The following is a 25,107-nucleotide window of genomic DNA, read 5'->3' as shown; positions in this document are numbered from 1 at the left end:
GTCGCTGCGCATGGACGAGGAAGCGCTGTCCTGGTTTGTCGACAATGACGTATCGCGCAAGCTGCTGGCGGTGCGCGGTGTCGGCGCCATCAAGCGGGTGGGCGGCGTGTCGCGCGAGGTGCGCGTGGCGCTTGATCCGTCCCGCCTGCAGGCACTGGGTGCCACGGCCACCGACATTTCGCGCCAGCTGCGTCAGGTGCAGCTTGACGCGGCCGGCGGGCGGGCCGACCTGGGCGGCAGCGAGCAGCCGATGCGCACGCTGGCCACCGTCAGATCGGCTGAAGAACTCGGCCGGCTGGAGCTGGCGTTGAGCGACGGTCGGCGTATCCGGCTGAGCGATGTCGCCAGCGTCAGCGACACCACCGCCGAGCCGCGCGCCGCCGCTCTGCTAGATGGCCAGCCGGTGGTCGGCTTCGAGGTCTCGCGAAGCCGCGGCGAAAGCGAAGTTGCTGTCGGTGCGGCGGTGCAAAAAGCGCTGGCCGAACTCAAGTTGCAGCGCCCTGATCTTGTACTCACCGAGGCTTTCAACTTCGTTCAGCCGGTGCAGGAAGAATACGACGGCTCAATGCACCTGCTTTACGAAGGCGGCATTCTGGCGGTGCTGGTGGTATGGCTTTTCCTGCGTGACTGGCGCGCCACCTTTGTCTCGGCGGTGGCGCTTCCGCTGTCGGTGATTCCAGCCTTTATCGGCATGAACCTGCTGGGCTTTTCAATCAACGTCATCACGCTGCTGGCGCTGTCGCTGGTCATCGGTATCCTGGTCGACGATGCGATCGTCGAGGTTGAAAACATCGTGCGTCATTTGCGCATGGGAAAAACGCCTTATGAGGCGGCTATGGAAGCGGCTGACGAGATAGGTCTGGCCGTGGTGGCGACCACTTTCACGCTCATCGCGGTGTTTTTGCCCACGGCCTTTATGAGCGGCGTGGCGGGGAAATTCTTCAAACAGTTTGGCTGGACCGCCTCGCTCGCCGTCTTTGCCTCGCTGGTGGTCGCGCGGGTGCTGACCCCCATGATGGCGGCCTACCTCCTCAAGCCCATCGTGGGCAGCCATGAAGACCCTCACTGGATGAGAGTCTACCTGCGCGCGGCGGCCTGGTGCCTCAAACACCGGGGCCTGACCATGGTGGTGGCCACCGTCTTTTTCTTCGGTTCGTTAGCGCTGGTTCCGCTTCTGCCCACGGGCTTCATCCCGCCCGATGACAACTCGCAAACCCAGGTCTACCTGGAGCTGCCACCCGGTGCCACGCTGACACAAACCAAAACCTCTGCCGAGCAGGCCAGGCTGCTGGTAAGCCAGCTTGAACATGTCAAAAGCGTCTACACCACGATAGGCGGCGGTTCGGCCGGCACCGACCCGTTTGCCATGCAGGGCGCGGCGGAGACGCGCAAGGCAACGCTGACGGTGCTGCTGGACCAGCGCAGCGCGCGGCCCCGCAAGCAGGTGATTGAAAACCGGATGCGCAGCGCGCTCCAGGCCCTGCCAGGCGTTCGCAGCAAGGTCGGGTTGGGCGGCTCGGGCGAAGCTTATGTGCTGGTGCTCACCGCTGAGGATCCGGGCGTGCTGCAGGTGGCGGCCCAGGCGGTTGAAAAAGATTTGAGGACCATTTCCGGCCTGGGCAATATTTCATCCAGTGCCAGCCTGATCCGCCCCGAAATTGCGATCCGGCCCAATTTCGCGCGCGCCGCTGATCTGGGCGTGAGCAGCGCGGCGATGGCCGAGACGCTGCGTATCGCCACTGTGGGCGACTACGCGGAAGCGCTGCCCAAGCTGAATCTGCCCGAGCGGCAGATTCCGATTGTGGTCAGGCTGGACGATGCGGCGCGCAAAGATCTGAGCGTGCTGGAGCGCCTCACAGTGCCCAGCGTCAAGGCCGGCGTCGGCCCGGTGATGCTGGGGCAGGTCGCGACGCTGGAAATCACCGGCGGCCCGGCCGTCATTGCCCGCTACGACCGGTCGCGCAACGTGCAGTTTCAGGTCGAACTCTCGGGCGTGGCGCTGGGCGACGTCACCGCCGCCGTGAAAAAACTCCCCGCCATCAAGAACCTGCCGGCCGGTGTCAAGCTGGTGGAGGTCGGTGACGCCGAAGTGATGGGCGAGCTGTTTGCCAGTTTTGGCCTGGCGATGCTGACCGGCGTGCTCTGCATCTACATTGTGCTGGTGCTGCTGTTCAAGGATTTTTTGCATCCAGTCACGATTCTGGCGGCGCTGCCGCTGGCGCTGGGCGGCGCATTTGTCGGCCTGCTGATCGCGCAGAAAAGCTTCTCCATGCCTTCGCTAATTGGCCTGATCATGCTGATGGGCATCGCCACAAAAAACTCGATCCTGCTGGTCGAGTACGCCATCGTTGCCCGGCGTGACCACCAGTTGTCCCGGCTCGACGCCCTGCTGGACGCCTGCCACAAACGAGCGCGGCCCATCATCATGACAACGCTGGCGATGGGTGCCGGTATGATGCCGATCGCGCTGGGCCTTGGCGCCGCCGATTCGAGTTTTCGCTCGCCGATGTCGATTGCGGTGATTGGCGGGTTGATCACCTCGACAGTGCTCAGCCTGCTGGTCGTGCCCGCCGTATTTACCTACATCGACGATCTGGAGCAAGCAATCAGGCGCGCTGCCAGGCGCTTGCGCGGGCAGGCAGATGCCGGCGCAAGCACAGCCCGGGCAGAGGGTGCAGAATCGGCATTGGAAAATAACTGAAAATTTTCTTCCCGCTGGTTTCAAGCCAGCGCCTTTTCTCTGTGCACCGGCGCTGTGCCCGACACCGCAAACGGGCGGCCGCAAAGACAGTGCAAGTACACTCACGGGCTTTTCTTTACATTTCTTCACATGTCAAAACGCGTACTTCTTTCGGGCGCAACCGGCCTGATTGGCGGCGAGCTGATGCTTGTACTGGCCGGGCGCGGGGTTTACAGCACCGCTGTGGTACGAGCAGCCGATGCCGGTCAGGCGCGTCAGCGGCTGCTGGAGCGCTTGCACAAGAGCTCTTTGTGGAAAGCTGAATTTGCTGACATGGTGTCAGCCGAGGCCGGCGATGTGACCGAGCCCGACTTCGGCCTGGGCGCTGCCGTGATTCAATCGGCCGACGTGGTGCTGCATTCCGCCGCCAACACGTCCTTCAAGCCGGGGGCGGGCGTGTACCCCATCAATCTCAAGGCTGCCGGGCAGTTTGCCACCATCCTCAAAAGCCTGCGCCCCTCGCAGCGCGGCTTCTTCGTCGGCACCGCGGCAGTTACCACCGAGCCGCGCGGCGTCATTACCGAAGACCAGCCTTTTGCCGGTTATGCCAACGACTACATCGCCTCCAAACGCGATGCCGAAACATCGCTGCGCGCTGCTGGCTCGCCCTTTATCAGCCTGCGGCCAGGCATTGTGCTGGCGCGCGGCATTGATGACGCCAAGCTGTCGCGCAACATGCTGTGGTCGATTCCGGTAATGGCCGAGCTCGGTGACGTGCCGCTGGACCCGCTGGCCAGACTTGATTTTGCCCCGGTGGACTTTATTGCCAACGCTTTTGCAGAGGTGTTGCTCAAGTCTGATCTGAAGCACGACTGCTACCACGTGTCGACCGGCGAAGACTCCATGACCTTCAAGGCGCTGGCTGAAACACTGACCGCCAGCATGCCCGGCATAGGCAAGCTGGTGATGCGCGGCCGAGATTATGTGCCCACACCCAAATTTGCCCGGCAGCGCTGGATGTACCAGGCGCTTGAGCCCTACCTGCCATTCCTGACCGCCGATGTGGTGTTCAGCAATGTCCGCCTGCGCGGCGAAATCGGTGCGGCAGCCATCGCGCCTGCACCAAGCAGCTATCTGAGGGACATGCTGGCAAGCTTCAGCCTTTCCGATGCCGTGCGGCAGATGTACACACCTTGAATCCAGTGCGTAGCTCCCTCATGTATTACCAGTAGCGCATACTGGACAATCTCGCCTCGCCTGCATCCATACAGCTTAGTTTATGAACCCTGATTTGATTCACCTTTTCGTCGAAACCTTTGGCATCAGCCAGGAAAAACTGCTGCCTGCTGCGACGCTGGAAAGCCTGGGACTGGACTCCCTTGCGGTGATTGAATTCATGTTCCAGATTGAAGACAAGTTTGGCATTCAGATTCCCGATCAGGCCAACCCGCCGCGCACACTGGGCGAGATGGTTCAGCTCATCGAGCCATTGCTGCCAGCGCGCAAGCCGGTCGCCTGAGCGCCTCGGCCTCCTTAGCAGAATGCCCATTCGTCGCGTTGCCATCACGGGTTTCGGCGTCGTTTCCGCAGTCGGAACGGGTGCTGCCGCCTTCTTCGATTCGCTTTTGGCGGTGCGTTCGGGCATCCGGCTAACCGATGTGGTTTTTCCCGCCGGCCCCGAAAGCGTGCTGGCTGGCGCCGTCGACTTCGAACCTGACGCGCATTTTGCGCGCGCCCGACTGCTGACCATGGACCGCGTCAGCCAGCTGGCGCTGGTCGCAGGCCGTGAGGCGATGGTGCAGGCCGGGCTGGGCGATGCAGCGGCCCGGCCGCACAGCCTGGCGGCCGAGCGTTTTGGCGTTTGCGTGGGAACGGGCAATGGCGGCGCGGGCTCCACCGACCTGGCTTACACCGCCCTGCTGGAACAAAAAGCCGCTCGCCTGCGTCCCATGACCGTCGTGTTGGCCATGAACAATGCGATTGCGGCCCACGCATCCATGGAGTTTGGCCTGAAGGGCCCGAGCAGCACCATTTCCAATGCCTGCGCGTCCTCGGCCAATGCCATCGGCGAAGCCTTTCGCCAGATCCGCCATGGTTATGCCGACGCCATGCTGGCCGGCGGTGCCGACGCGCCCTTGAGCCGGGGCACCATCAAGGCCTGGCAAGCCATGCACACGCTGGCCAGGCTGCATGCAGCAGGGGCGGAGCGTTCCTGCCGCCCGTTTTCAATTGACCGCAGCGGGCTGGTACTGGGCGAAGGCGCAGCCATGCTGGTGCTGGAAGAATGGGAGAGCGCCCGGGCGCGCGGTGCCGACATACTGGCTGAACTCGTCGGCTACGCCTCGACCACCGACGCCCATCACCTGACCCAGCCCGAGCCCCACGGACAGGCTCGCGCGATGCAGCTGGCGCTGGCCGATGCGCGGCTCGATGCATCGGACATCGGCTACCTCAACGCCCACGGCACGGCGACGGAAGTCGGCGACGTGGTGGAAACCCAGGCCATCAAGCTGGCGTTTCAAAGCGCCGCCGCCGGCCTGCCCATCAGCTCCAGCAAGGGAGTACTTGGGCATACCATGGGCGCGGCGGGGGCGATGGAATTCATCGTGAGCGTGATGGCCCTGCGCAACAGGCAACTGCCACCGACGGCCTTTCTCGAGCGGCCGGATCCCCGTTGTGACCTGGACTATATCCCGCTGACCGCGCGGGATTGCCCGGGTTTGCGGACCGTGATGTCCAATTCTTTCGCCTTCGGCGGCTCCAACGCAGTGCTAATCGCCAAGGCGGCTTGAAGCCTCCTGGCAATCACCGGGCAGTGACGGGGATTTCAGCGCGTGGAACGGATTTTCTGCACCAGCGCGGTGGTGGAGTAACCCGCGACGAAGGGTATCGCCAGCGCCTTGCCGCCTTGGGCTTTCACCAGCGCGGTTTCGGCCAGAGTGTCCATGTCGTAGTCGCCACCCTTGACCAGCACGTCGGGTTTAAGCTCGGCGATCAGTTCCAGCGGCGTGTCTTCATCGAACCAGGTCACCAGACTGACTGACTCAAGAGCCGCCAGCAGCATGGCACGGTCGTCCCGCCGGTTCAGCGGACGATCCGGGCCTTTGCCCAGGCGTCTTGCCGACGCATCGGTATTGAGCGCCACGACCAGGCTTGCGCCGAGCTGGCGAGCCTGATCCAGATAGCTGACGTGGCCGCAGTGGAGCACGTCGAAAACCCCGTTAGTAAACACCACCGGCTTCGCAAGCTTGGCGACCCGGGCCTGCGCTTCCTCGCGGGTCGCTATTTTGTCGAGAAATGAAGGTTTGTTCATGCGTTTTGCGGGCTGACGTCGACGACCACGAGCGCGGCGACTTCACGGTTCAGCGCCTTGCGGTAATGATTGAGTTCCTGCACAGTCTTGAAACTCTGGTTCAGCAAAAGGCTCAGGTTATGCAGCAGCCGGTCGATCACCCGCGTCTCCCAGCTGGCATCAAACCTGATCTGCGTATCCAGCCAGCGCTCCAGCCATTCGGGATCCGGCAGCCGGCTCTGAATGGTGTCGCGCGGAAACAGGCTTTTGTTCACATGCAGATTGGTCGGATGCAGGGCCTGCGCCGTGCGCCTTGCGCTGGCCATGAGCACGCCCACCTTGGCGAAAGCCGTTTTTGCCTCGTTGCCGAACTTGCCGATGGCACGCTTCATGTAGCGCAGGTAAGCGCCGCCATGGCGCGCTTCGTCCTGGCTGAGCCGGGTGTAAATCTGCTTGATGACGGGCTCGGTATGCCACTCGCTGGCACGCCGGTACCAGTGGTTGAGGCGAATCTCGCCACAAAAATGCAGCATCAGCGTTTCCAGCGCGGGCGCCGGCTCAAATTCGAATCGCACCGCATCAAGTTCGGCCTCCGTAGGCACCAGCTCCGGCCGGAAGCGTTTGAGGTATTCCATGAGCACCAGCGAATGCTTTTGTTCTTCAAAAAACCAAATTGACATGAAAGCCGAAAAATCGCTGTCGCCCCGGTTGTCGCGCAAGAACATTTCCGTCGCCGGCAAGGCCGACCATTCGGTGATGGCGTTCATTTTGATGGTCTGGGCCTGCTCGTCAGTCAGTTGGGCAGCCTCAAAACTGGACCAGGGAATATCCTTTTCCATATCCCAGCGGACGGCTTCCAGTTGTTTAAACAGTTCAGGGTAAAGCATGAGAACTCCTTCAGGGACAGATACGCAGCAGAATCTGCATTGGATGTCGTGCTGGCTCTGACAGGCGCTGCGTGATTTTAGGCGGCGAATATGACAGATGGTGGGGTGGTGAATGCCAGGCGGAGATTAACGTGCGCGCTGAATCCGGTAACCAAGTTAGCGCGTACTCCAAAGACCCTGCCTCCATCAAGCGCTTTTCGCAGGGTGACGCCCTTGCCCGAATCGCGTCAGAATAATCTTCACAACTTTTTGACTGCGAGAAATCCATGCGCCTCCCTTTCTTCAAGCAGCTGCTCCTGCTGACGCTCGCTCCAGCCGCTGCGCTGATAACGCCCCAGGCCTGGTCGGCCGCGCCGCAGACACCTGCGGCCACCAACTGTTCCGGCCTGCTGCAGCAAAATGTTTTGCGCCTGCAGGATGAAAAGCCACAATCGCTCTGCCAGTACAGCGGCAAGGTGGTGGTGGTCGTCAATACCGCCAGCTTCTGCGGTTTCACGCCGCAATACCAGGGCCTCGAGGAGCTTCATGCCAAGTACAAGGACCGCGGGCTGGTGGTGCTGGGGTTTCCTTCCAACGACTTTTCCCAGGAAACCGGAAGCAATAAAGACATTGCCGATTTCTGCGAAAACACTTTTGGCGTGAAATTTCCGATGTTCACGAAAACCAGCCCTCTTTTCAAGCAGCTGGCGGCCAAAACCGGCACCACGCCGCGCTGGAACTTTTACAAGTACGTGATCGCCAGGGACGGCGTGAGCGTCGTCAGCTTCAACTCCATGACCGAGCCCACCAGCCGCAAATTTATCAGTGAACTGGAAACGCAGCTGGCCCGCCCCTGAGCTATTTTTCAAAAAAGTTACTGAACGGTCACTATTTTGACTAATCGGTAATTTACCCGTATCATGGTGGCATGTGCCTACTTTGCCATCGCTCCGATTGCTCGCCGCAGAAGCCTGATCAACACATCCGGCTAGTCGATGGCTTGAACCGGCACCCAGCTAAAAGCGCAGGTCCCGAAAACGCGCTGTTTTGCCTTAACAAAACTTTACCAGGCGCAGCACGCATTCAACGGGAACCCGCAGACCGCTTGCAAGCTCAGACAAAAGCAAAAACGCTTGTATTTACTCACCGGCGTTGTCTGCTAAATCACAGTTTCATTGTTGCGAAGCCTTCCAGACCGTCGTGGTCCGGATGCTCCCCCGGGGCGGTTTTCCTCCTCCCTCCCTCCCTTGTTCGCACCGGGATGCTTCGCAACATTTTTATTTTCCGTGTGTCCGCATGAGCGCCGCTGCGCTACGCGTCGCCATCATCGGCTCCGGCATTTCCGGGCTGGCTGCGGCACATGCGCTTGAAGGCCAAGTCGACATCACGCTGTTCGAAGCAGGCAACTATTTTGGCGGGCACACCCACACCGTCGACATCACGCTTCCCACAGCCCAGGGCCCGGTCAGCCACGGCGTTGACACCGGTTTTCTGGTTTTTAACGAGCGCACTTACCCCGAGCTGATCAGTCTTTTTGCCCAACTGGGCGTGGCAACGGCGCGCTCCGACATGTCGTTTTCAGTCAAGGCGCCGGTCAGTGCCGATGGTGACGTCCTTGAATGGAGCGGCTCCAGCCTGAACAGCGTCTTTGCCCAGCGCCGCAATCTGGTGAGCTGGAAATTTCTGCGCATGCTGCGCGATATCGTTCGCTTCAACCGCGTCACGACCGAACTGGCAACGTCAGGCGCCGAGGCCGCGATGGTGCAACCGCTGGCAGATTTTTTGCGCGCCCAGAATTTCTCCGACGAATTTCGTGACTGGTATTTTTTGCCCATGATGGGCTGTATCTGGTCCTGTCCGACCGACCAGATGCTGCAGTTTCCAGTGGCGACCATGATCCGTTTCTGCCACAACCATGGCCTGATCCAGATCACAGACCGCCCGCAATGGTGGACCGTGCAGGGCGGGGCCCGGCACTACGTTGAAAAAATCGTCCAGCGCATTGCAGACAAGCGACTGAGCACTCCCGTTTACCGTATTGAACGTGACGCGCTCGCGACGCGCGGTGGCGTGCGCGTGGTCAGTGCCAGCGGCACGGAAATTTTCGACAAGGTGGTGCTGGCCGCGCATTCTGACCAGTCGCTGGCCCTGCTGCCCGGTGCCAGCGCCGAGGAGCGCGCAGTGCTGGGCGCCGTACGCTTTCAGCCCAACCACGCCGTACTGCATACCGATGCGTCGGTGCTGCCGAAAAAGAAGCTCGCCTGGGCCGCCTGGAACTACGAACGCGCCGCTCAAACCGCGCGCGAATCGTCACGGGTCTGTCTGCATTACCTGCTTAACCTGCTGCAGCCGCTGCCGTTTTCGCAACCGGTGCTGGTATCGCTGAATCCATTGCAGGAGATTGAGCGTAAATACATCATGGGCGAATACGACTACATGCATCCGGTTTTTGATCTGGCCGCGATCCAGGCTCAGCGAGAGCTGCCAGCCTTGCAGGGCCTGCACCACAGTTATTTTTGCGGCGCCTGGACAGCTTATGGCTTCCACGAGGACGGCCTGAAGTCGGGGCTGCAGGCCGCGCGCCTGCTACTGGCGCAACACGCCGGGAGTGCGGCATGACCGCTGCCGCGCCGCAGGCCCAGCCGCTGATCGGTTTTGGCCAGGTCATGCACAAGCGGCTGCGGCCTGCTCCCAACGCCTTCAATTACCCCACCTATTTTCTCATGCTGCCGATGCGCAGCCTGCACAGCCAGGGCAGCGGCGCGCTGGCGCACAACCGCAGCGGCGCGTTGAGCTTTTTTGACCGCGATCATGGCGACGGGGGCGACAACGCGGTGACCTGGATCGATGCCCTGCTGCGGCGCGAAGGCGTGACCGACGCCAGCGGCGAGATCTGGCTGCACACCTTCCCGCGCGTGCTGGGCTACACCTTCAAGCCGGTAAGTTTCTGGTATTGCCACCGTGCCGACGACAGCCTTCGCGCCATTGTGGTGGAAGTCAACAACACCTTTGGTGAGCGCCACTGCTACCTGCTCGACCCGCCGCAGGGACTTGCTTACGGCCAGGATCTCAAGGCCGACAAGGTATTTCATGTCTCGCCGTTTTGTACGCTGGCGGGTGATTACCGTTTTCGTTTCATGCAAAGTTTGCGCCATGGCGCGAAACATACCATGGCCCGCATTGACTATTACGACAACGCCGCCGGCAGCACCGGCCCGCTGCTGCAAACCAGCGTCAGCGGAACGTTGGAACCAGTGACAGCCGCCAGTTTGCGCAAGGCCTTGTGGGGCTATCCGGCGATGACGCTGGGCGTGATGGCGCGCATTCACTGGCAGGCGCTGAAGCTCTGGCGCAAGCGCGTCCCTTATGTGCCTTATATCAGCAAACCCAAGCCTCCCAAAACTCCCGTGACGCGATGAACATCTTTCCTTCTCCCTCAATGCCCCAGGCCTTCGTCATTCCGGGCGACGCGCCGGGCGCTGCGCGCACCGCACTGAAAATGCTGCTGCGCCTGAAGCACGGCACGCTGACCGTGCAGCTGCCCGATGGCTCGCTGCAGCGCTTTGGCTCCGGCCACGCGCCAATGGCCAGCCTGCACCTGCATAACTGGAACGCCTGCGGCGCAGCATTGCGCTCGGGCGACATCGGCTTTGCCGAGAGTTACATGGCTGGCGACTGGACCACGCCGCACCTGACTGACTTGTTGCAGGTTTTCATCCTCAACCGCAAGGAGGTGGAAGACGCGATTTACGGCAGCTGGCTGGGGCGCCTGGCCTACCGCATCAAGCACCTGCTCAACCGCAACACCAAAGCCAACAGCCAGAAAAACATTCACGCCCACTACGACCTTGGCAATGCCTTCTACCAGCTCTGGCTCGATGACACGATGAATTACTCGTCGGCGATTTTCGAGACGCAGGAAAGCACCATGAGTGAAGGCCAGCATGCCAAGGTACGTCGCGCCTTGAGCATGGCCCGCGTCAAGCCGGGTGACCGGGTGCTGGAAATTGGCTGCGGCTGGGGCGCACTGGCCGAGATGGCGGCCACTGAATTCGGGGCTTCGCTGGTCGGCGTCACGCTGAGCACCGAGCAGCTGGACTGGGCCAGGGACCGCATGGAACGCGTGGGGGCCTCGGCCCGGGCAGACCTGCGGTTACAGGACTACCGCGACATCGGGAAAACCACGGCGGACGAGCCCTTTGACGCCATCTGCTCGATTGAAATGGTCGAGGCGGTCGGCCGCGAATACTGGCCCGGGTATTTTCAGACCGTCGCGCGCCTGCTCAAACCCGGCGGCCATGCCTGCATCCAGAGCATCGTGATTGCCGATGAGTTGTTCGAGCGCTACGTCGGCTCCACCGACTTCATCCAGCAATACATTTTTCCGGGTGGTTGCCTGCCTTGCCCGCGTGAGTTTCGCGCGCAGGCACTTGCTGCCGGTTTTGAGGTGGTCGATGAATTTTCGTTTGGTCTGGACTACGCGCGCACCCTGAGAATCTGGCGCGACAGCTTTCTGGCCCAGGAGTCACGGGTGCTTCAGCTCGGGTTCGACAAGAGGTTTATTCGCTTATGGGAGTTTTATCTGGCGTATTGCGAAGCCGCGTTTGCACAAGCCAACACCAGCGTCATGCAGTTCACGCTGCGCAAGCGCTGAGCATGTCGCCAAGACACCGGCTGCTCGCCGGCAGCATGCTCATCCTGGCGTGCTTCCTGCCGATCAGCCCGGCCCTGGCGCAAACCACGGCGGGCGCCTCAGACTCCGCACCAGCGACATCGGCTACGGACTCGCGGCCTGAACTCAGGGACGCGCTGCCGCAAGGCCGGCTGCTGGGCAAGGCCCGCCTGAGCGTCTGGGGTTTTCAGGTCTATGACGCCAGACTGTGGGCCGCAGCGGGCTTCGGCGCCAGCCGCTATGCCAGCACACCGCTGGCGCTGGAACTGAGCTACCTGCGCAATTTCACAGCCGCCGACATCGCCGGGCGTTCCATCAAGGAGATGCGGCGGAGCCAGACAATCAACGACGACCAGGCCACCCGCTGGACGACCGAGATGCTGCGCGTGATTCCCGATGTGCGGACCGGCGACCGCATCATGGGCGTGTACCGGCCAGGCATCGGCGCAGCCTTCTGGGTCAACGGAAAATCGCATGGCGAGATCCGCGACGCCGAGTTTGCAAAACTTTTCTTCGGCATTTGGCTGTCAGCCAAAACCTCGGAACCGGCCATGCGTGACGCGCTGCTGGCGGGAGGCGGCGAGTGACGCAAAGCCTCGCCACGCCGGCCCTTTCGGCGCGCGCCGCCAGCGCCAGCGCAGATCTGTCTGCTTTTTCGACCCGCAATGGTCTGGCTTACGGCCTGCTCGGCCTGCCGCTGGCCTTTGTGGCGCTGCCGCTGTATGTCATCCTGCCGAATCACTATGCGCGTGAATTTGGCGTGCCGCTGGCCACGCTGGGTGCCCTATTGCTGGGCGCGCGGCTTTTTGATGCCTTGATCGACCCGCTGCTCGGCCGATTGAGCGACCGCCTGTTTGCGCGCTCCGCGCCATCGGTATTGTTGCTCGGCGCCGTGGCCGCGCTGCTGCTTGCGCTGGGCTTTGGACTGCTGTTTTTTCCACCCGCCAGCGTGCAGCGCTCGGCGGGCGCACTCACCACCTGGCTGGTGGTCATGCTGATGCTGACCTACGCGGCCTACAGCGCGCTCAGCATCTCGCACCAGTCCTGGGGCGCCATGCTGGGTGGCAACGAGGCGCAGCGCAGCCGCATTGTGGCCTGGCGCGAGGGCCTGGGCCTGGTCGGAGTGGTTCTGGCGTCAATAACACCGGTGGTCCTCGGTTTACCGGCCACGACCGCCCTTTTTTGCATCGCCCTGGTGATTGGCTGGCTGGCCTGGAGCCGCGCTGTCCGGCCGGTTCCGCGCGCCGCCACCGGGTCAGCGCCGCAGCTTGCGCCGGCGCTGTGGCTGCCTTTCGAGTCCCGTGTCTTTCGCCGCCTGCTCGCGGTTTTCATGCTCAATGGCATTGCCAGCGCCGTGCCGGCCACGCTGGTGCTGTTTTTCATTCAGGACCGGCTGCAGGCGCCCCAAAGCTCGGAGCCGCTGTTTCTGGGCAGTTATTTCATCTCTGCGGCGCTCGCCATTCCGCTGTGGCTGGCGCTGGTCAAACGGCTGGGGCTGGCGCGCAGCTGGCTGGCCAGCATGGGGCTGGCGATAGTCGTGTTCGCCTGGGCCAGCCAGCTCGGCGCTGGCCAGACACTGGCCTTTGCCATGGTCTGCGCGCTGTCGGGCGTCGCGCTAGGCGCCGATCTGGCCGTGCCCGGCGCGCTGCTGGCCGGCGTGATCCAGGCCAACGGCCAGGCCGGCCAGGCCGAAGGCGCTTACTTTGGCTGGTGGAATTTCGCCACCAAACTGAATCTGGCGCTGGCCGCCGGGCTGGCGCTGCCGCTGCTCGGGCGGTTTGGCTACGCGCCGGGCGTACGCGACGCCGGCGCGCTCAACGCGCTGGTGGTTGCTTACTGCGTGCTGCCCTGCTTGCTCAAGCTGGCTGCGGCAGCGGGCGCTTACTTCCTTCTCATCAAACCTGACGAAAGACTTTCATCATGAAACAGCTGTTTTCCCGCTGTGGCGGCAGGATATTGGCGCCCTGCTTGGCATTTTTCATGGCGTTCGCCATGGCGCTGCTGGCGGGTTGCGCCGGCCCGCAAGTGAGCGACTACGCGGCCGAAAAACCGCTGCTCGACATGCGCCAGTATTTCAATGGCACGCTGGACGCCTATGGCCTCTTTACCGACCGCTCGGGCAAGGTGGTGAAACGCTTCACCGTCGTCATGAACTGCAGCTGGAGCGGCCCGCCAGGTCTTGAGACCGGCGTGCTCGACGAAGCCTTCACCTACTCCGACGGCAGCACCGACCGGCGCGTCTGGACGCTCAGGCGCACGCCCGATGGACGCTACACCGGCACGGCGGGCGACGTGCTGGGCACGGCCACCGGTGAGGAAAAAGGCAATGCTTTTCGCTGGGGCTACACGCTCAAGCTGCCAGTCGACGGGCGGACGATCGAAGTGCAGTTTGACGACTGGATGTATCTGATGAACGAAAAAGTGATGCTTAACAAGGCGCAGATGAGCAAGTTCGGTTTCAAGCTCGGCGAAGTCACCCTGTCCTTCGTCAAGCGCTAAAAAATGCATCAAATCACGCTCTCGTCCAGCAAGGACGGTCATAGACCGCTATTAATTTCATACTATTGCGGATTGTGCACATGTCCTTGAACCTTCCCTTCAACGACTGGCGCGGCAAGACCGCCTGGCTGGTTGGCGCCTCCAGCGGCATCGGCCTGGCGACCGCCACAGCGCTGCATGCCCAGGGAGCCAGGGTTTTTGTGTCGGCGCGCAATGCAGACGCTTTGGCAAGCTTCACTCGAGCCCACCCCGGTGCCGTGGCGCTGGCGCTGGACGTCACCGACCCGGTGGCGGTGAAAGCCGCAGCGCAGACCGTGCTGGCCGCCGGCCCGCTCGATCTGTTGATGTACTGCGCCGGCTATTACAAAGAGCTGCGCGCCACCGACTTCGACCTGAAGGAGATGCTCACGCACGTCGACGTCAATTACAACGGCGCGCTGTATGCGCTGGACGCACTGCTGCCAGCGATGCTGGCGCGCAAGTCCGGCCACATCAGCCTGATCAGCAGCGTGGCGGGTTACGCCGGCCTGCCCAAAAGCCTGGCCTATGGACCGACCAAGGCGGCCCTCATCAACCTGGCCGAAACGCTCTACCTGGACCTGCATGACAGCGGCATCGGCGTGAGCCTGATCTGCCCGGGCTTCGTGGAAACAAAGCTGACGGCGCACAACCAGTTCAGCATGCCGGCGCTGCTCACGCCCGAGCAGGCGGCTGAAGAAATCCTGCTGGGGTGGCGCAAGGGCCTGTTTGAAATCCATTTCCCCAAGCGCTTTACCCGCTGGGTCAAGGCGTTGCGCCTGCTGCCCTACGGCGCGTATTTTGCGGCCGTGCGCAAGGTCACCGCGCTGTGAGCCGCAGGCCATGATGACGACGGCCGCTGCGCCAGAGCCTGGCGCCCAGGCAGCAGCGCGCGTGGTGGCGTTTTTTGAAAGCCTGAGTCCGCTCAGCCTGGACCGGCTGGACGCCTTCTACACGCCGCAGGCCTGGTTCAAGGATCCGTTTAACGAAGTACGTGGCATCGCGGCGGTACGGCAGATTTTCAGCCACATGTATACGGCCCTTGATCGGCCACGCTTTGTGGTGACCGACTGCATCGCGCAGGGCGACCAGTGTTTTCTGACCTGGAACTTCGAGTTCCGCTTCAGGAAACTTGACCAGGGCACGCTGCAAACCGTACGCGGCGGTTCACACCTGAAATTCACTGCCGACGGCTTGATCGACTACCACCGCGACTACTGGGATGCCGCAGAAGAGCTGTATGAAAAGCTGCCCGTGCTGGGCCGGCTGATGCGCTGGCTGAAAAAACGCGCCAGTCAGTAACCGCGCCAAAATCGTCGGTTGCTACTATTTTAATAGCTACTAATTACCGTAGTTACTGGACAAGAACGCTATTTGACAAAAAAATCAGCTTGCTCGGGTTTCCATGAAGCTCGGCCGCTGCGTGAGTTTGTCCTGCAGTTTGCCCAGGCTGGGGTAAGTTTCGCGCCAGCAGTTCTGCGGGAAACGGAAGTCCAGATAACCGAGCGCGCAACCTACCGCCACATCGGACAGGCTGAAATGGATGCCGCTGCAAAAAGCCTTGTCGCCCAGTCCGATGCTCATGGCCCTGAGCGCGGCCTCGATCTTGCCTTCCTGCCGCAGGATCCACGCGTTGCAGCGCTGCGCGTCGCCGCGGCCGGGCCAGGTGGCCTCAAGACGCGCCAGGATGGCCGCATCTAGCACGCCATCGGCCAGCGCCTCCCAGGTCTTGACCTCGGCGCGTTCGCGGCCCTGGGCAGGAATCAGCTTGCCGACCGGCGACAGCGTATCCAGGTATTCGACGATGACGCGCGAATCGAACACGGCTTCGCCGCCTTCCATCACCAGGCAGGGCACCTTGCCCAGCGGGTTGGAGCTGGTAATGGTGGTGCCGGCAGCCCAGACTTCTTCCAGCACGAGCTGGTAGTCGAGCTTTTTTTCAAGCATCACGATGCGTACTTTGCGTACGTAGGGGCTGGTGGCGGATCCGATGAGTTTCATGTGTTCAAGGTGAGTCTGGATCGAGGTCCGTAGTAAAGCATTCTATCGAGTCGGCGGGCTTTCAGCCTGACAGCAGCGCGCGCGCAAATCGGGATCGTCGGTGCGGCGCCGCCCGCCGGGGTTGCCAGCGGCCCGGCCTACAATGAAGCATGAGCTTTTCCCCCATCAACGCCCTGTCGCCGCTGGACGGCCGCTATGTCGGCAAACTCGCCATTCTTCGCCCCCTGATGTCCGAGCAGGGTTACATGCACCGCCGGGTTCAGGTCGAAATCGCCTGGTTCATTGCACTGTCCGATGCCAAATTTGCCGAGTTCAAGCCGCTCAGCCCCGGCGCACGCACCTATCTGCTCGGCCTTGTCAAAAACTTCTCGGAAGCCGATGCGCTGGCCATCAAGGCAATTGAAAAAACCACCAACCACGATGTCAAGGCGGTGGAATACTGGATCAAGTCGAAATTTGAAGCCCGGCCGGAACTGCAGGCGGCCAGCGAGTTCGTGCATTTTGCCTGCACCAGCGAAGACATCAACAACACCAGCCACGCCCTGCAGCTCAAAAGCAGCCGTGAACTGGTCTTGCTGCCGGCGCTGGACAAGCTGATTGCGCAGCTGCGCCAGATGGCGCACGAGCATGCAGGCGAACCCATGCTCAGCCGCACCCACGGCCAGACCGCCAGCCCCACCACGGTCGGTAAGGAAATTGCCAACGTCGTGGCCCGGCTGGTCAGCACGCGCGAGAAAATTGCTGGCGTCAAGCTGATGGCCAAAATGAATGGCGCGGTGGGCAATTACAACGCCCACTTGGCCGCCTGGCCTGATTTCGACTGGGAAGCATTCAGCCGCAGCGTGATTGAAACGCCTGAGCCGCTGGGTCTGGGCCTGACCTTTCAGTCGCACAGCATCCAGATCGAGCCGCACGACTACATGGCCGAGCTGTTTGATGCGGTGGCGCGAACCAACACCATACTGATCGACCTGGCGCGCGACATCTGGGGTTATGTCAGCGTCGGCTACTTCAAGCAGCGCCTGAAGGAAGGCGAAATCGGCTCGTCGACCATGCCGCACAAGGTCAACCCGATTGACTTTGAAAACGCCGAAGGCAACCTCGGTCTGGCCAATGCGCTGCTCAGGCACATGAGCGAAAAACTGCCGATCAGCCGCTGGCAGCGCGACCTGACCGACTCAACCGTGTTGCGCAACATGGGCGTGGCCCTGGGCTACGCCGTGCTGGCCTATCACTCGCTGTTCACCGGGCTGACCAAGCTCGAACTCAACCGCGAAGCGCTGAGCGACGACCTGAACGCCTCGTGGGAAGTGCTGGCCGAACCGATACAGACGGTGATGCGCCGCTATGGCGTGCAGGGTGCCTACGAAAAACTCAAGGAAGTGACGCGTGGCAAGACCGTCAGGGCCGAAGACCTGCACGCGCTGATCCGCTCGCTGGAGATTCCCGAAGCCGAAAAAGAGCGCCTGCTGGCAATGACGCCGGCCAGTTACGTGGGCATGGCGGCGACCTTGGCCAAACGGGTTTAAACGTTTGTTAAAAGCGGGTCGCAACAGCCCGCTTATTTATTGATGTATGACAGCGGCGGAGCAGTTACAGCTCACGGCACAAGCGATTCCAGCACCGTATCGCTTCTGGCACAACCCGGTACACGGCAGTGCCGCCAAGCACAGGTTCCAAATCCAAGCACCCGACCGCCCGCGTGGGGAAATTGTTTGTCAGCAATTTGTAGGCTCTCTTCGGCACCCTGCCCCGCTGGAAGACGGTTGATGCCGGTTTCCGTACAAAAGCAATTTTTAACTTTCTGAGTGATCGGGAAAAACGACATTGGAAAACAAACCACTGACATCCATACGCGGTTTTGCGGCGCTTTGGGTCGTCATTCACCATTTAGGGTCTAGCGTTGGAATTTCCGCCCTTGCTTTTCAATTAGGCTATGCGGCCGTCGATCTTTTTTTCATTCTTAGCGGAATGATTCTCGCAAGTGTCTACAGCCATCTTTCCTTTGGCGATGCAGGGCTTTTCTGGTTGAAACGTGTGTGTCGGGTCTACCCCGCACACTGGGTATCACTGATCGGGCTTTGCTTTATTTTCAGTTATCCGGCCTGGGCATTGGCAGCGCTGCAAAACCTTTTCCTCAATTGGGGATTCGCTGCTTCTGCACTTCTGCTACAGCCATTTTTTTCACTGCAATCACCTGCCAACCCGGTGGCCTGGTCGGTTGGCATTGAGCTTTTTTGCTATTTCCTCTTCCCGGTTGCCATCATTTTTGTGCGTCGACTGGCGCCCCTTCGATCGGCCGCGATAGCTCTGGCTGTGCTTCTTGTCATAGAGTGGGTGGTTCTGCGGACCTATATCGGAGACACGCACGGGGTAGGCGCCGTCTGCCGAGGCCTGGCCGGCTTCGGTGTTGGCATGCTGCTATGGCGGGTCGGTAGCGGGCTTCAGCTGACGGCAAGGGGGGCTACCCTTTTTGAGGTCATGGGGCTGCTTGGCATGGCAGGGGGCATCGCGATGAACAGGCCGGAACTCATTCCACTGTGGTCCGCGTCGCTTTATTCGGCTTGTCTTTTGACCGTGGCCTGCTGGCACGCGCCCTTCATGTGAAATGGTGCTTTTGGCTGGGCAATATCTCCTTTTCCATGTATCTCTTGCACTATCCACTCGCTTTAGCGACAGATAAATGGCTTCCAGTGACGCTGTTCCCTGGCAACCCGGTCCTGATTGCCTGGCTACGCTTTAGCCTGCTACTGGCGGTTATTTTGATCATGTCAGCCTTGTCGTATCGTTTCATAGAGACGCCCGGACGGCGCATTCCGGCCCTGTTGAGGGACAAATTACAGCGCAAGCAAAAAAAGAAACCGGTGAAAGACATCACGACCTCTGGCCTGGTCGAATCGCTGGCTTTGAAACCAATGCCCGATACGGATCGCAAGCCGTAAGGCAGGCAAATCAAGCCAAGCCCACCGGCATGGCCGCGCCGCAATGCCAGCACTGCTCAAAGCCGCCTTCAACGATTTCGCCGCAGCGGCAAAGCCAGCGCCGCTGCGGCATGTTCTGCAGGGCGTGCAGCAGCGCCTGGGCGGCGGTCTTTTCTTCATCTATGCCGAGCCAAACCTCGGGCAGGCACTGGTCGGGCGGCAACTCGCCGGCGATGCCGCTTAAAAAATAGCGTTGCACACTGGCTGAAAACCCGGCTTGCTGCAGCGCATCCACCCACAGCGTGGCAATTGCAATATTGGGTGCCTGGGTCAGTTTGAGCATGACAGCAGTGTAGTACGGCCAGCCCGCCAATGCTACTAAATCAATAGCTGATTGTGACCGTATTCATTGGACATGAAGCAGTTTTGGCAAGAAAAGCAGTTTTTACGCGGCGCCGTCACGGCTTGCTGTTCTCAAGCGCGCGGTCGGCGTAGCGGCCGAAACGCCAGGCCGTGGCCTCCTGGGTGATGCGCCGCCAGGTGCTGCGCTTGTCTACCGGACTCATCGCCAGCCAGTGCTGCACCTCGCCAAACGTGCGGCCGCAACCCTTGCACAATTCGTCGCCCTGGCTGGTTGAGCAGATGGCGATGCAGGGCGTGTCGGCCGTGCTGTCGTACCAGGCGAGCCAGGCCGCCATGGCCCCGGGCGGAAAGCTGCTTTCGTCGGCCAGGTCTTGCCGCTGGAACACGATGCGCGCATAGACCTCGGCCAGCACGCGCACCTCGGCGGCCAGCGTCACGCCATCGGGCGAAGGCGCTTTGGCGCGCCAGTAGTTGATGGCCGCTTCAATATCGGTGATGTGGATGCCAGGCATGGGGACCAAAATGAGCTTGCAGCCGGACTTCGCCGACGGGATTTTGCATTATCGGTGCCCCGGCGAACCCGCCGGTCGCCATGGACTTGGCCTTTCAGCGTTTCACCGAGCAGGCCCAGAAAAACAGCGCCGCGCAGCCCAGCAGCCCCGTCCAGCTGGTCAGCGCGGCCAGCGTGATGGCCAGGCCCAGCAGCAGCTCGACGGCGGCAAACACGGGCCAGCCTGGAAAGCTCCACAGCAGCGTCAGCGTGAACAGGTTTTGCGCCACGCCGCCCCACACTGCCGCCACGGCGCTCAGGCCCAGCAGCTGAAGGCCGCCGGACGGCTTTTGCGTGGCGCGGCGGACACCGGCGAGGCGGGCAAAGGCCCAGGTCACCGCGCGTGCCAGGATGAAGGCGCAGGCCGCTATCAGGCCGAAATCCGCCAATACGGCGCCGGCAACGCGGCCGGCCGGCTGCGGCAGCGTGGCCAGCGGGGGGTCCAGCGAAAAAACCCAGCCAAGCTGCCAGTGCGTCAGTGCCCCGTTGGCGGCCAGCAAGGCCGACATGTCCTCGCCCAGCGCCAGCAGGCACTGCCAGAGCGTCATGCTGTCAGGTGCGATCGAGCCGTGCAACAGGCCGCCGGCGAGCAAGCAGAACAGGGAGGCCAGCACGGTCGCCACGACCAGCCCCCAGACCGGCCGGCGGCGCGCCCAGACCGTGTCCGCTGGAAAGCGCAAGCCCAGTTTCGCCACCGAGGGATGCTCCAGCGGCACCACCGCTTGCGGTTTCCCACTGTCGAGCACCAGATGGGTGTTGCGCTGGCGCAGGCCGGCCAGCGCCCACAAAGCGCTGGGGTAGGTTTCGCTATGAATGCGGGCGCGGGACGACGCGCTGCCAGCGCTGGCCCCCGCCAGCCTGGCCAGCACGGCCTGGGTGTCCACCACCCCATCGTCGTTTAGCAGCCCGGCGCGCAGGCGCAGCTGGCATTGCACCGCTTCCTGCAGCATCCACATCAGCGTTTCGTTGGCCAGGCGCGCCTGGCGGGCGCCGTAGCCGCCACCGACATCGCAGTGCGCACCCGAAAACCAGCGCTGGTCAATACTTTGCCCGGAAGCTGCGTAGTCGTGACCGGGGTCAATGTAATAAGGCCGCGGCTCGAATGAGCGGCGGTACTCGTCCAGCGCCAGTGCGTGGCGCACATGATTGAAGCGTTTGCCGACGATGGTCGGCGCAGCGGTGATGGTGCGGCTCAACAGGGGCGCGCCCACCGAAGACACGGTATCCCACACGCCGACGAACCAGACCGGCGTGGCACGGCTCTGGTCGGACGCAAACAGCCGGCTGATCTGATCGCGTATGGCGGTGTATTTGGAGCCACCGAGTTCGCGATCGGAAAAATAGACGTGCAGCAGCGTCGGCACCAGGTTTTCCATGACCGGACGCAGCAGGCCGAACTGCGTCACCAGCCCGCCTATGCTGCGCGCCGTGAAGGCGCCGCGCGAAAAGCCCAGCAGGAATATCTGGTCGCCGGGCTGGTAATGCCGCATCAGGAAGAGATAGGCCCGGGCGATGTTCTCGTACACGCCCTTGCCAAAAGCCAGGCCATGCAGCCGAGCGGAAAATCGGCTGATGCTGTCCGTCAGCGACGCGCCGGGCAGCTGGTCGGGGTTGCCGACGCCGGGGTCGTAATACAGCAGCTGGTCATTGGCGTCCGGTGCGAACAGTTCGCAGAGCCGGGTGACGTTGGTGTCGCGGGCGCCGCCGGTCAGGTTGTTGCTGGTGCCGTCGCAGCAGATGATCAATTGCCTGGCCATGGATGCGCTCCTTCACTGTTGTCCCAAGCCGCGTCGTCGTTTGGCAGTGTCGCGTCCGGTCTGGCGCGGGTCAAGCGCTGCGCTGGCCGGGCAGCGCCAGGCGTGCCAAAGAAAAGCCCCGCATTTGCATAAAAGCCGTTTTTATTGTCAAATACATGACCGAAGGGGAGTAACTCCCTCGTTTTGCTGCGTTGTTTCGTCAACACAAACCACAGCAAAAGCGAATCAACAAGTCGTCAATACGAAGTCCGGACACACGTTCATGGCTTCCGGCTTGTTGGACATGCAGCGACACTGCATGTCGAGCCAGACCTTCGATTGAAACCTGTTTAGGTTTGATCGAGGCGTTGGCGGTACCCAAGCTTTATCCGCACCCTCAGCCAAGCACCAGGTTTCACGAAACCGGAAATCCGCCGACCCGGATTTCCATGTCGAAACCTGATACTGGAAAGCGTGCGCTATGGAACTATTTACAACCCCCTGGTGGTCCGCCCTGCTGGCGATCATCCTCATCGACCTGGTATTGGCCGGCGACAACGCCATCGTGATCGCGCTGGCCGCGCGCAACCTGCCGCCTCAGCTGCAGAAAAAGGCCATCGTCTGGGGCGCGGCCGGCGCCATCGTGGTCCGCTCGGTCATGACGGTGGGCGTGGTGTGGCTGCTCAAGATTCCCGGCTTGATGCTGGTCGGTGGCCTGGGCCTGCTATGGGTGGCCTACCAGTTGCTGGCCGACCACGGTGACAAGGAACACGACGGCCCGGTGGCCAGCACCTTTTGGGGCGCGATGAAAACCATCGTGGTGGCCGATGCGCTGATGGGCATTGACAACGTGCTGGGCGTGGCGGGCGCGGCGCATGGCGCGTTTGACCTGGTCATTATTGGCCTGCTGGTGAGTGTGCCGATCGTGGTGTTTGGCAGCACCATGGTGCTCAAGCTGGTGGAGCGTTTCCCCATCATCATCAAGCTCGGTGCGGCAGTGCTGGCCTTCACCGCCGCCAAGATGATTGTCGGCGAGCGCCTGCTTGACGCGGTTTATGGCGGCCCGGACAGCCTGCCATCGGCGAAGGCCCTGAACACGGCTGCTGAATGGGCCACTTATGTGCTGGCGGTGCTCGGCGTGCTGGCTGCGGGCTGGTGGGCCGGTCGCCGGGCCAAAACTGCAGCCAGCGCCGCCAAGAACCTCATCGCCCGCTAAAACAGGCGATACCGGCGGTCCAAAGTCCAACCGTCGCCTTTTTTTTGCAAGCAACCGTTTCCCACCTTTACAACGACGACAACTCAAGGAGCACTTCATGGACAACATCATTGTGTACGTAGACGATGCCGCGTATGCGCTGCAAATGCTGCACCCTATGCTGCCGGTGGGCGACGACCGCACACCCACCCGCTGGATTGTGGTGGGTTGCGCGCCGCGCATCACGCACCGGGTCAGCAAGTGGGTCACCCACAGCGCCCGCCAGAGCTGGCGCGAAAAGTGGGCTGACAAGGTCTTCGGACAACTGCTGCCCGTACTGCAGAAAGATGGCGACAGCGTGCTGACACAACTGGCGCAAGCTGCCCTGATCGCGCAGACCGAGTCGCTGATCAAGACCCACGGGGCGGCGCGCGTGCTGGACGCCCGCAGGCCCAGGTTTGGCCAGGACCTGCAGCCCGTGACGACCACCCAGGCCCGGGAAAACCACGGCGTGCTGGGCTATGCCGCCGCGCTGGCGGGAGCGGGCTTGCTGGTTGCGACAGACTAGGAATATGGCCCCCACGGTCGCTCACTGCGTGTAGCTCTCTACCCCCCAGGGGGGCCGCTGCGCCTGTGGCCCGGCGAAGCCGGTTCCACGGCCCCTGCTGGAATGAAGAACCCTCACGGTCGCTCACTGCGTGTAGCTCTCTGCCCCCCAAGGGGCCGCTGCGCCTGTGGCCCGGCGAAGCCGGTTCCACGGCCCCTGCTGGAATGAAGAACCCTCACGGTCGCTCACTGCCTTTCCGTTCGTCCTGAGCCTGTCGAAGGATGCCCCCCAATGGGGGCTGTGCTTGCTTGGGGCGGCGCGGCGCGGCGCTGCGCACCTTGGCTTAACCCGTTTGCTGCGTGTGATCGCCTCCTCCGCCAAGGGGGCTGTGCTTGCCTGGGAGGGTTCCGCACAATGGTATTCTTTGGCCATGAAACTCCTTCTCAAATGGCTCTTGAGTGCTGCCGCCTTGCTGGCGGTGGCCTATCTTTATTCGGGTGTGGTCGTCACCAGTTTCACCGGGGCGCTGATTGCGGCAGCGGTGCTCGGCGCACTCAACATAGTGGTGCGGCCCATTCTGGTTTTGCTGACGCTGCCTGTCACCGTAGTCACACTGGGGCTCTTTCTGTTCATCATCAACGCGCTGATGTTCTGGGCCGCAGCCGGCTTGGTCAGCGGACTGAACGTGAACGGGTTTGCCGCAGCGCTGATCGGTTCGCTGATTTATTCGGTGCTTCAGCTAGCGATCGACTTTGTCCTGGAGCAGCTGCTCTTTAAGAAGTAGCTCGATCTGGCGGGTTCGCGTGTCAAGAATCGAGCCTTCCACGTAATCGGCGCTGGCCGGCTTGCTGCGCATCAGCGTTTGCGCGGCTTTCAGGCGGTCCAGCGCCCCGGCGTAGTCAAGCTGCGCGGCGTGGCTTTCAGCATCGGCGCGAATTGCCTGAACGCTCTGGTTTTGCTGGCCCCAGGCCACCGAGAGCAGCTGCCAGGCCATAGCATCTTTGGGATGGTCAGCCACCCAGACGCGTAAGCCCTGAGACACCTCCGGTGCCCGCTTTGCCGCCATCAATACCTTCGCATGGAACAGCACCTCGGCGCGCGAGGCGCCGGCGGGCATTTCGGCCAAGGCAGCCGAAGCCGGTGCCCTTCCTTCCAGCAGATCAAGCTCTGTCGGCAGCAGCTCGATGGCCTTGTGCGCGCGCTCGATGCTGGCGACCAGCGGCTGGAGCCGCGCCAGCAGGCTTCTCGCGCCGGTAAAATCACGCAGCTGAGCCGCCGCCAGCACGCCGCCATAAAGTGCGCCCGCATCGCGAACATTGGCCGGCGAGGCCGGTGCCTGCAGAACCGCCACGCCAGCGGCGCGGCGCTGGGCTTCGGCCACCATGGCGCGCAAGGCGTCGACCCCGGGAACAGCCAGGATGCGGGCGCGCGCAGCCATCATGGCGTGCAACAGCTGCGCCTGGCCAAGGTCCGCCAGTTTCTCCGCTGACGGCCTGGCAGCCGACGCAGACGCCAGCTGCACCCGGGCTTGCGCCTCGGCAATGCGCTCGGTTGTGAGCGGGTGCGAGCGCAGGTAGGGAAAAGACCCGTTGTCGTTCAGCCGGCTGGACTGCTGCAGCCGTTCGAACACGTTGGCCACGCCTCGGCTTTCAAAGCCGGCATCGCTCATGACGCCAAATCCTACCCGGTCGGCGGTGGGGGGGCCGGGGGCGGCGCAAAATGTATAGGAGAGAACACCCCCCCCCCCCCCCCCCCCCCCCGCCCCCC

Annotated in this window: 25 protein-coding genes and 1 pseudogene; 19 read left to right on the top strand and 7 right to left on the bottom strand. The window is 62.2% G+C overall.

From position 1 onward, the window contains the following. The 4 genes from HHJ19_RS08060 to HHJ19_RS08045 form a co-directional block, all read left to right on the top strand. On the top strand, nt 1-2,701 hold a 2,701-nt coding region (locus HHJ19_RS08060; RefSeq protein ID WP_296905704.1), incomplete at its 5' end, for an efflux RND transporter permease subunit. A gap of 129 nt (nt 2,702-2,830) precedes the next feature. Then, a complete protein-coding gene (locus HHJ19_RS08055) occupies nt 2,831-3,877 on the top strand; it encodes an SDR family oxidoreductase (protein WP_296905702.1) in 1,047 nt (348 codons plus the stop codon). Nucleotides 3,878-3,959: 82 nt separating this feature from the next. Beyond that, nucleotides 3,960-4,199 (top strand): phosphopantetheine-binding protein, encoded by a 240-nt coding sequence (locus HHJ19_RS08050; protein WP_296905700.1) that lies wholly within the window; start codon nt 3,960-3,962, stop codon nt 4,197-4,199. Between the two features lie 22 nt (nt 4,200-4,221). Then, nucleotides 4,222-5,472: a beta-ketoacyl synthase gene (locus tag HHJ19_RS08045; RefSeq protein ID WP_296905698.1), complete on the top strand. Its 1,251-nt coding sequence runs from the start codon at nt 4,222-4,224 to the stop codon at nt 5,470-5,472. 35 nt (nt 5,473-5,507) lie between these two features. Here the strand turns inward: HHJ19_RS08045 and rfaE2 are convergent, their stop codons facing one another. Together rfaE2 and HHJ19_RS08035 are read right to left on the bottom strand one after the other, a co-directional pair. Next, entirely contained in the window at nt 5,508-5,993 is a 486-nt protein-coding gene (gene rfaE2 / locus HHJ19_RS08040) for a D-glycero-beta-D-manno-heptose 1-phosphate adenylyltransferase (RefSeq protein ID WP_296905696.1), read from the bottom strand. Beyond that, nucleotides 5,990-6,859 carry a ferritin-like domain-containing protein gene (locus HHJ19_RS08035; protein ID WP_296905694.1) on the bottom strand — a complete coding sequence of 290 codons (870 nt, stop codon included), beginning with the start codon at nt 6,857-6,859 and terminating at the stop codon, nt 5,990-5,992. The genes rfaE2 and HHJ19_RS08035 overlap by 4 nt, the downstream gene beginning before the upstream one ends. Before the next feature lie 266 nt (nt 6,860-7,125). On the opposite strand from HHJ19_RS08035, the gene HHJ19_RS08030 reads away from it, so the two are divergent. The 9 genes from HHJ19_RS08030 (at nt 7,126) to HHJ19_RS07990 (ending at nt 15,329) form a co-directional block, all read left to right on the top strand. Then, the gene (locus tag HHJ19_RS08030; protein WP_296905692.1) at nt 7,126-7,695 is read left to right on the top strand and encodes a glutathione peroxidase; all 570 of its coding nucleotides are present in this window, start codon (nt 7,126-7,128) and stop codon (nt 7,693-7,695) included. A 439-nt stretch (nt 7,696-8,134) separates the two neighbouring features. Beyond that, nucleotides 8,135-9,457, top strand: a complete 1,323-nt coding sequence (locus HHJ19_RS08025; protein WP_296905690.1) for an FAD-dependent oxidoreductase — start codon at nt 8,135-8,137, stop codon at nt 9,455-9,457. Further along, nucleotides 9,454-10,257, top strand: a complete 804-nt coding sequence (locus HHJ19_RS08020; protein WP_296905688.1) for a DUF1365 domain-containing protein — start codon at nt 9,454-9,456, stop codon at nt 10,255-10,257. The genes HHJ19_RS08025 and HHJ19_RS08020 overlap by 4 nt, the downstream gene beginning before the upstream one ends. Beyond that, on the top strand, nt 10,254-11,492 hold the full coding sequence (locus tag HHJ19_RS08015; RefSeq protein ID WP_296905686.1) for a cyclopropane-fatty-acyl-phospholipid synthase family protein: 1,239 nt from the start codon (nt 10,254-10,256) through the stop codon (nt 11,490-11,492). Before HHJ19_RS08020 ends, HHJ19_RS08015 begins: the two co-directional genes overlap by 4 nt. Before the next feature lie 2 nt (nt 11,493-11,494). Then, entirely contained in the window at nt 11,495-12,097 is a 603-nt protein-coding gene (locus HHJ19_RS08010) for a chalcone isomerase family protein (protein ID WP_296905684.1), read from the top strand. Nucleotides 12,098-12,153: 56 nt separating this feature from the next. Continuing rightward, nucleotides 12,154-13,434 (top strand): MFS transporter, encoded by a 1,281-nt coding sequence (locus HHJ19_RS08005; protein WP_296905708.1) that lies wholly within the window; start codon nt 12,154-12,156, stop codon nt 13,432-13,434. Nucleotides 13,435-13,490: 56 nt separating this feature from the next. After that, nucleotides 13,491-14,009 carry a DUF3833 domain-containing protein gene (locus HHJ19_RS08000; protein ID WP_296905706.1) on the top strand — a complete coding sequence of 173 codons (519 nt, stop codon included), beginning with the start codon at nt 13,491-13,493 and terminating at the stop codon, nt 14,007-14,009. An 80-nt stretch (nt 14,010-14,089) separates the two neighbouring features. Further along, a complete protein-coding gene (locus HHJ19_RS07995; protein WP_296905682.1) occupies nt 14,090-14,860 on the top strand; it encodes an SDR family NAD(P)-dependent oxidoreductase in 771 nt (256 codons plus the stop codon). Between the two features lie 10 nt (nt 14,861-14,870). Continuing rightward, the gene (locus HHJ19_RS07990; protein WP_296905680.1) at nt 14,871-15,329 is read left to right on the top strand and encodes a nuclear transport factor 2 family protein; all 459 of its coding nucleotides are present in this window, start codon (nt 14,871-14,873) and stop codon (nt 15,327-15,329) included. A gap of 84 nt (nt 15,330-15,413) precedes the next feature. Here HHJ19_RS07990 and HHJ19_RS07985 read toward each other — a convergent pair whose 3' ends face one another. After that, the gene (locus tag HHJ19_RS07985) at nt 15,414-16,028 is read right to left on the bottom strand and encodes a glutathione S-transferase N-terminal domain-containing protein (RefSeq protein WP_296905678.1); all 615 of its coding nucleotides are present in this window, start codon (nt 16,026-16,028) and stop codon (nt 15,414-15,416) included. Nucleotides 16,029-16,177: 149 nt separating this feature from the next. On the opposite strand from HHJ19_RS07985, the gene purB reads away from it, so the two are divergent. The 3 genes from purB (at nt 16,178) to HHJ19_RS07970 (ending at nt 18,970) form a co-directional block, all read left to right on the top strand. Continuing rightward, complete coding sequence (purB, locus tag HHJ19_RS07980; protein WP_296905676.1) at nt 16,178-17,557, top strand: adenylosuccinate lyase; 1,380 nt, start codon at nt 16,178-16,180, stop codon at nt 17,555-17,557. Nucleotides 17,558-17,855: 298 nt separating this feature from the next. Continuing rightward, entirely contained in the window at nt 17,856-18,635 is a 780-nt protein-coding gene (locus HHJ19_RS07975) for an acyltransferase (protein ID WP_296905674.1), read from the top strand. A gap of 35 nt (nt 18,636-18,670) precedes the next feature. After that, nucleotides 18,671-18,970, top strand: a complete 300-nt coding sequence (locus HHJ19_RS07970) for a hypothetical protein (RefSeq protein ID WP_296905672.1) — start codon at nt 18,671-18,673, stop codon at nt 18,968-18,970. A gap of 10 nt (nt 18,971-18,980) precedes the next feature. Here the strand turns inward: HHJ19_RS07970 and HHJ19_RS07965 are convergent, their stop codons facing one another. From HHJ19_RS07965 to HHJ19_RS07955, 3 genes are all read right to left on the bottom strand, one after another. After that, nucleotides 18,981-19,292, bottom strand: a complete 312-nt coding sequence (locus HHJ19_RS07965) for a DUF2007 domain-containing protein (protein WP_296905670.1) — start codon at nt 19,290-19,292, stop codon at nt 18,981-18,983. Nucleotides 19,293-19,407: 115 nt separating this feature from the next. Further along, nucleotides 19,408-19,824 carry a DUF3717 domain-containing protein gene (locus HHJ19_RS07960; RefSeq protein ID WP_296905668.1) on the bottom strand — a complete coding sequence of 139 codons (417 nt, stop codon included), beginning with the start codon at nt 19,822-19,824 and terminating at the stop codon, nt 19,408-19,410. Between the two features lie 94 nt (nt 19,825-19,918). Further along, nucleotides 19,919-21,619 carry a DUF2235 domain-containing protein gene (locus HHJ19_RS07955; protein WP_296905666.1) on the bottom strand — a complete coding sequence of 567 codons (1,701 nt, stop codon included), beginning with the start codon at nt 21,617-21,619 and terminating at the stop codon, nt 19,919-19,921. A 460-nt stretch (nt 21,620-22,079) separates the two neighbouring features. On the opposite strand from HHJ19_RS07955, the gene HHJ19_RS07950 reads away from it, so the two are divergent. The 3 genes from HHJ19_RS07950 (at nt 22,080) to HHJ19_RS07940 (ending at nt 24,124) form a co-directional block, all read left to right on the top strand. After that, nucleotides 22,080-22,814 carry a TerC family protein gene (locus tag HHJ19_RS07950; RefSeq protein WP_296905663.1) on the top strand — a complete coding sequence of 245 codons (735 nt, stop codon included), beginning with the start codon at nt 22,080-22,082 and terminating at the stop codon, nt 22,812-22,814. A gap of 97 nt (nt 22,815-22,911) precedes the next feature. Beyond that, nucleotides 22,912-23,361: a hypothetical protein gene (locus HHJ19_RS07945; RefSeq protein WP_296905661.1), complete on the top strand. Its 450-nt coding sequence runs from the start codon at nt 22,912-22,914 to the stop codon at nt 23,359-23,361. Nucleotides 23,362-23,770: 409 nt separating this feature from the next. After that, nucleotides 23,771-24,124 carry a phage holin family protein gene (locus HHJ19_RS07940; protein ID WP_296905659.1) on the top strand — a complete coding sequence of 118 codons (354 nt, stop codon included), beginning with the start codon at nt 23,771-23,773 and terminating at the stop codon, nt 24,122-24,124. On the opposite strand, the pseudogene HHJ19_RS07935 reads toward HHJ19_RS07940, so the two are convergent. Beyond that, nucleotides 24,080-25,107, bottom strand: a pseudogene (locus tag HHJ19_RS07935) (peptidase M48); the annotation flags it as partial. The gene HHJ19_RS07940 and the pseudogene HHJ19_RS07935 sit on opposite strands and share 45 nt — an antisense overlap.

Origin of the sequence: Polaromonas sp. (assembly GCF_012927415.1) — a bacterium.
GTDB lineage: Bacteria > Pseudomonadota > Gammaproteobacteria > Burkholderiales > Burkholderiaceae_C > Polaromonas.
This window is presented reverse-complemented; position numbering and strand designations above follow the sequence as displayed.

What these genes read in the sequence shown, in the direction of transcription:
- HHJ19_RS08010 (WP_296905684.1), top strand. Translation starts at nt 11,495, where the DNA reads ATGTCGCCAAGACACCGGCTGCTCGCCGGCAGCATGCTCATCCTGGCG.
- HHJ19_RS08020 (WP_296905688.1), top strand. Translation starts at nt 9,454, where the DNA reads ATGACCGCTGCCGCGCCGCAGGCCCAGCCGCTGATCGGTTTTGGCCAG.
- HHJ19_RS08055 (WP_296905702.1), top strand. Translation starts at nt 2,831, where the DNA reads ATGTCAAAACGCGTACTTCTTTCGGGCGCAACCGGCCTGATTGGCGGC.
- HHJ19_RS07985 (WP_296905678.1), bottom strand. Translation starts at nt 16,028, where the DNA reads ATGAAACTCATCGGATCCGCCACCAGCCCCTACGTACGCAAAGTACGC.
- purB (WP_296905676.1), top strand. Translation starts at nt 16,178, where the DNA reads ATGAGCTTTTCCCCCATCAACGCCCTGTCGCCGCTGGACGGCCGCTAT.
- HHJ19_RS08045 (WP_296905698.1), top strand. Translation starts at nt 4,222, where the DNA reads ATGCCCATTCGTCGCGTTGCCATCACGGGTTTCGGCGTCGTTTCCGCA.
- HHJ19_RS08050 (WP_296905700.1), top strand. Translation starts at nt 3,960, where the DNA reads ATGAACCCTGATTTGATTCACCTTTTCGTCGAAACCTTTGGCATCAGC.
- HHJ19_RS08035 (WP_296905694.1), bottom strand. Translation starts at nt 6,859, where the DNA reads ATGCTTTACCCTGAACTGTTTAAACAACTGGAAGCCGTCCGCTGGGAT.
- HHJ19_RS07950 (WP_296905663.1), top strand. Translation starts at nt 22,080, where the DNA reads ATGGAACTATTTACAACCCCCTGGTGGTCCGCCCTGCTGGCGATCATC.
- HHJ19_RS08015 (WP_296905686.1), top strand. Translation starts at nt 10,254, where the DNA reads ATGAACATCTTTCCTTCTCCCTCAATGCCCCAGGCCTTCGTCATTCCG.
- HHJ19_RS07970 (WP_296905672.1), top strand. Translation starts at nt 18,671, where the DNA reads ATGTATCTCTTGCACTATCCACTCGCTTTAGCGACAGATAAATGGCTT.
- HHJ19_RS07965 (WP_296905670.1), bottom strand. Translation starts at nt 19,292, where the DNA reads ATGCTCAAACTGACCCAGGCACCCAATATTGCAATTGCCACGCTGTGG.
- HHJ19_RS07995 (WP_296905682.1), top strand. Translation starts at nt 14,090, where the DNA reads ATGTCCTTGAACCTTCCCTTCAACGACTGGCGCGGCAAGACCGCCTGG.
- rfaE2 (WP_296905696.1), bottom strand. Translation starts at nt 5,993, where the DNA reads ATGAACAAACCTTCATTTCTCGACAAAATAGCGACCCGCGAGGAAGCG.
- HHJ19_RS07955 (WP_296905666.1), bottom strand. Translation starts at nt 21,619, where the DNA reads ATGGCCAGGCAATTGATCATCTGCTGCGACGGCACCAGCAACAACCTG.
- HHJ19_RS07960 (WP_296905668.1), bottom strand. Translation starts at nt 19,824, where the DNA reads ATGCCTGGCATCCACATCACCGATATTGAAGCGGCCATCAACTACTGG.
- HHJ19_RS08000 (WP_296905706.1), top strand. Translation starts at nt 13,491, where the DNA reads ATGGCGTTCGCCATGGCGCTGCTGGCGGGTTGCGCCGGCCCGCAAGTG.
- HHJ19_RS08030 (WP_296905692.1), top strand. Translation starts at nt 7,126, where the DNA reads ATGCGCCTCCCTTTCTTCAAGCAGCTGCTCCTGCTGACGCTCGCTCCA.
- HHJ19_RS08025 (WP_296905690.1), top strand. Translation starts at nt 8,135, where the DNA reads ATGAGCGCCGCTGCGCTACGCGTCGCCATCATCGGCTCCGGCATTTCC.
- HHJ19_RS07990 (WP_296905680.1), top strand. Translation starts at nt 14,871, where the DNA reads ATGATGACGACGGCCGCTGCGCCAGAGCCTGGCGCCCAGGCAGCAGCG.
- HHJ19_RS07945 (WP_296905661.1), top strand. Translation starts at nt 22,912, where the DNA reads ATGGACAACATCATTGTGTACGTAGACGATGCCGCGTATGCGCTGCAA.
- HHJ19_RS07940 (WP_296905659.1), top strand. Translation starts at nt 23,771, where the DNA reads ATGAAACTCCTTCTCAAATGGCTCTTGAGTGCTGCCGCCTTGCTGGCG.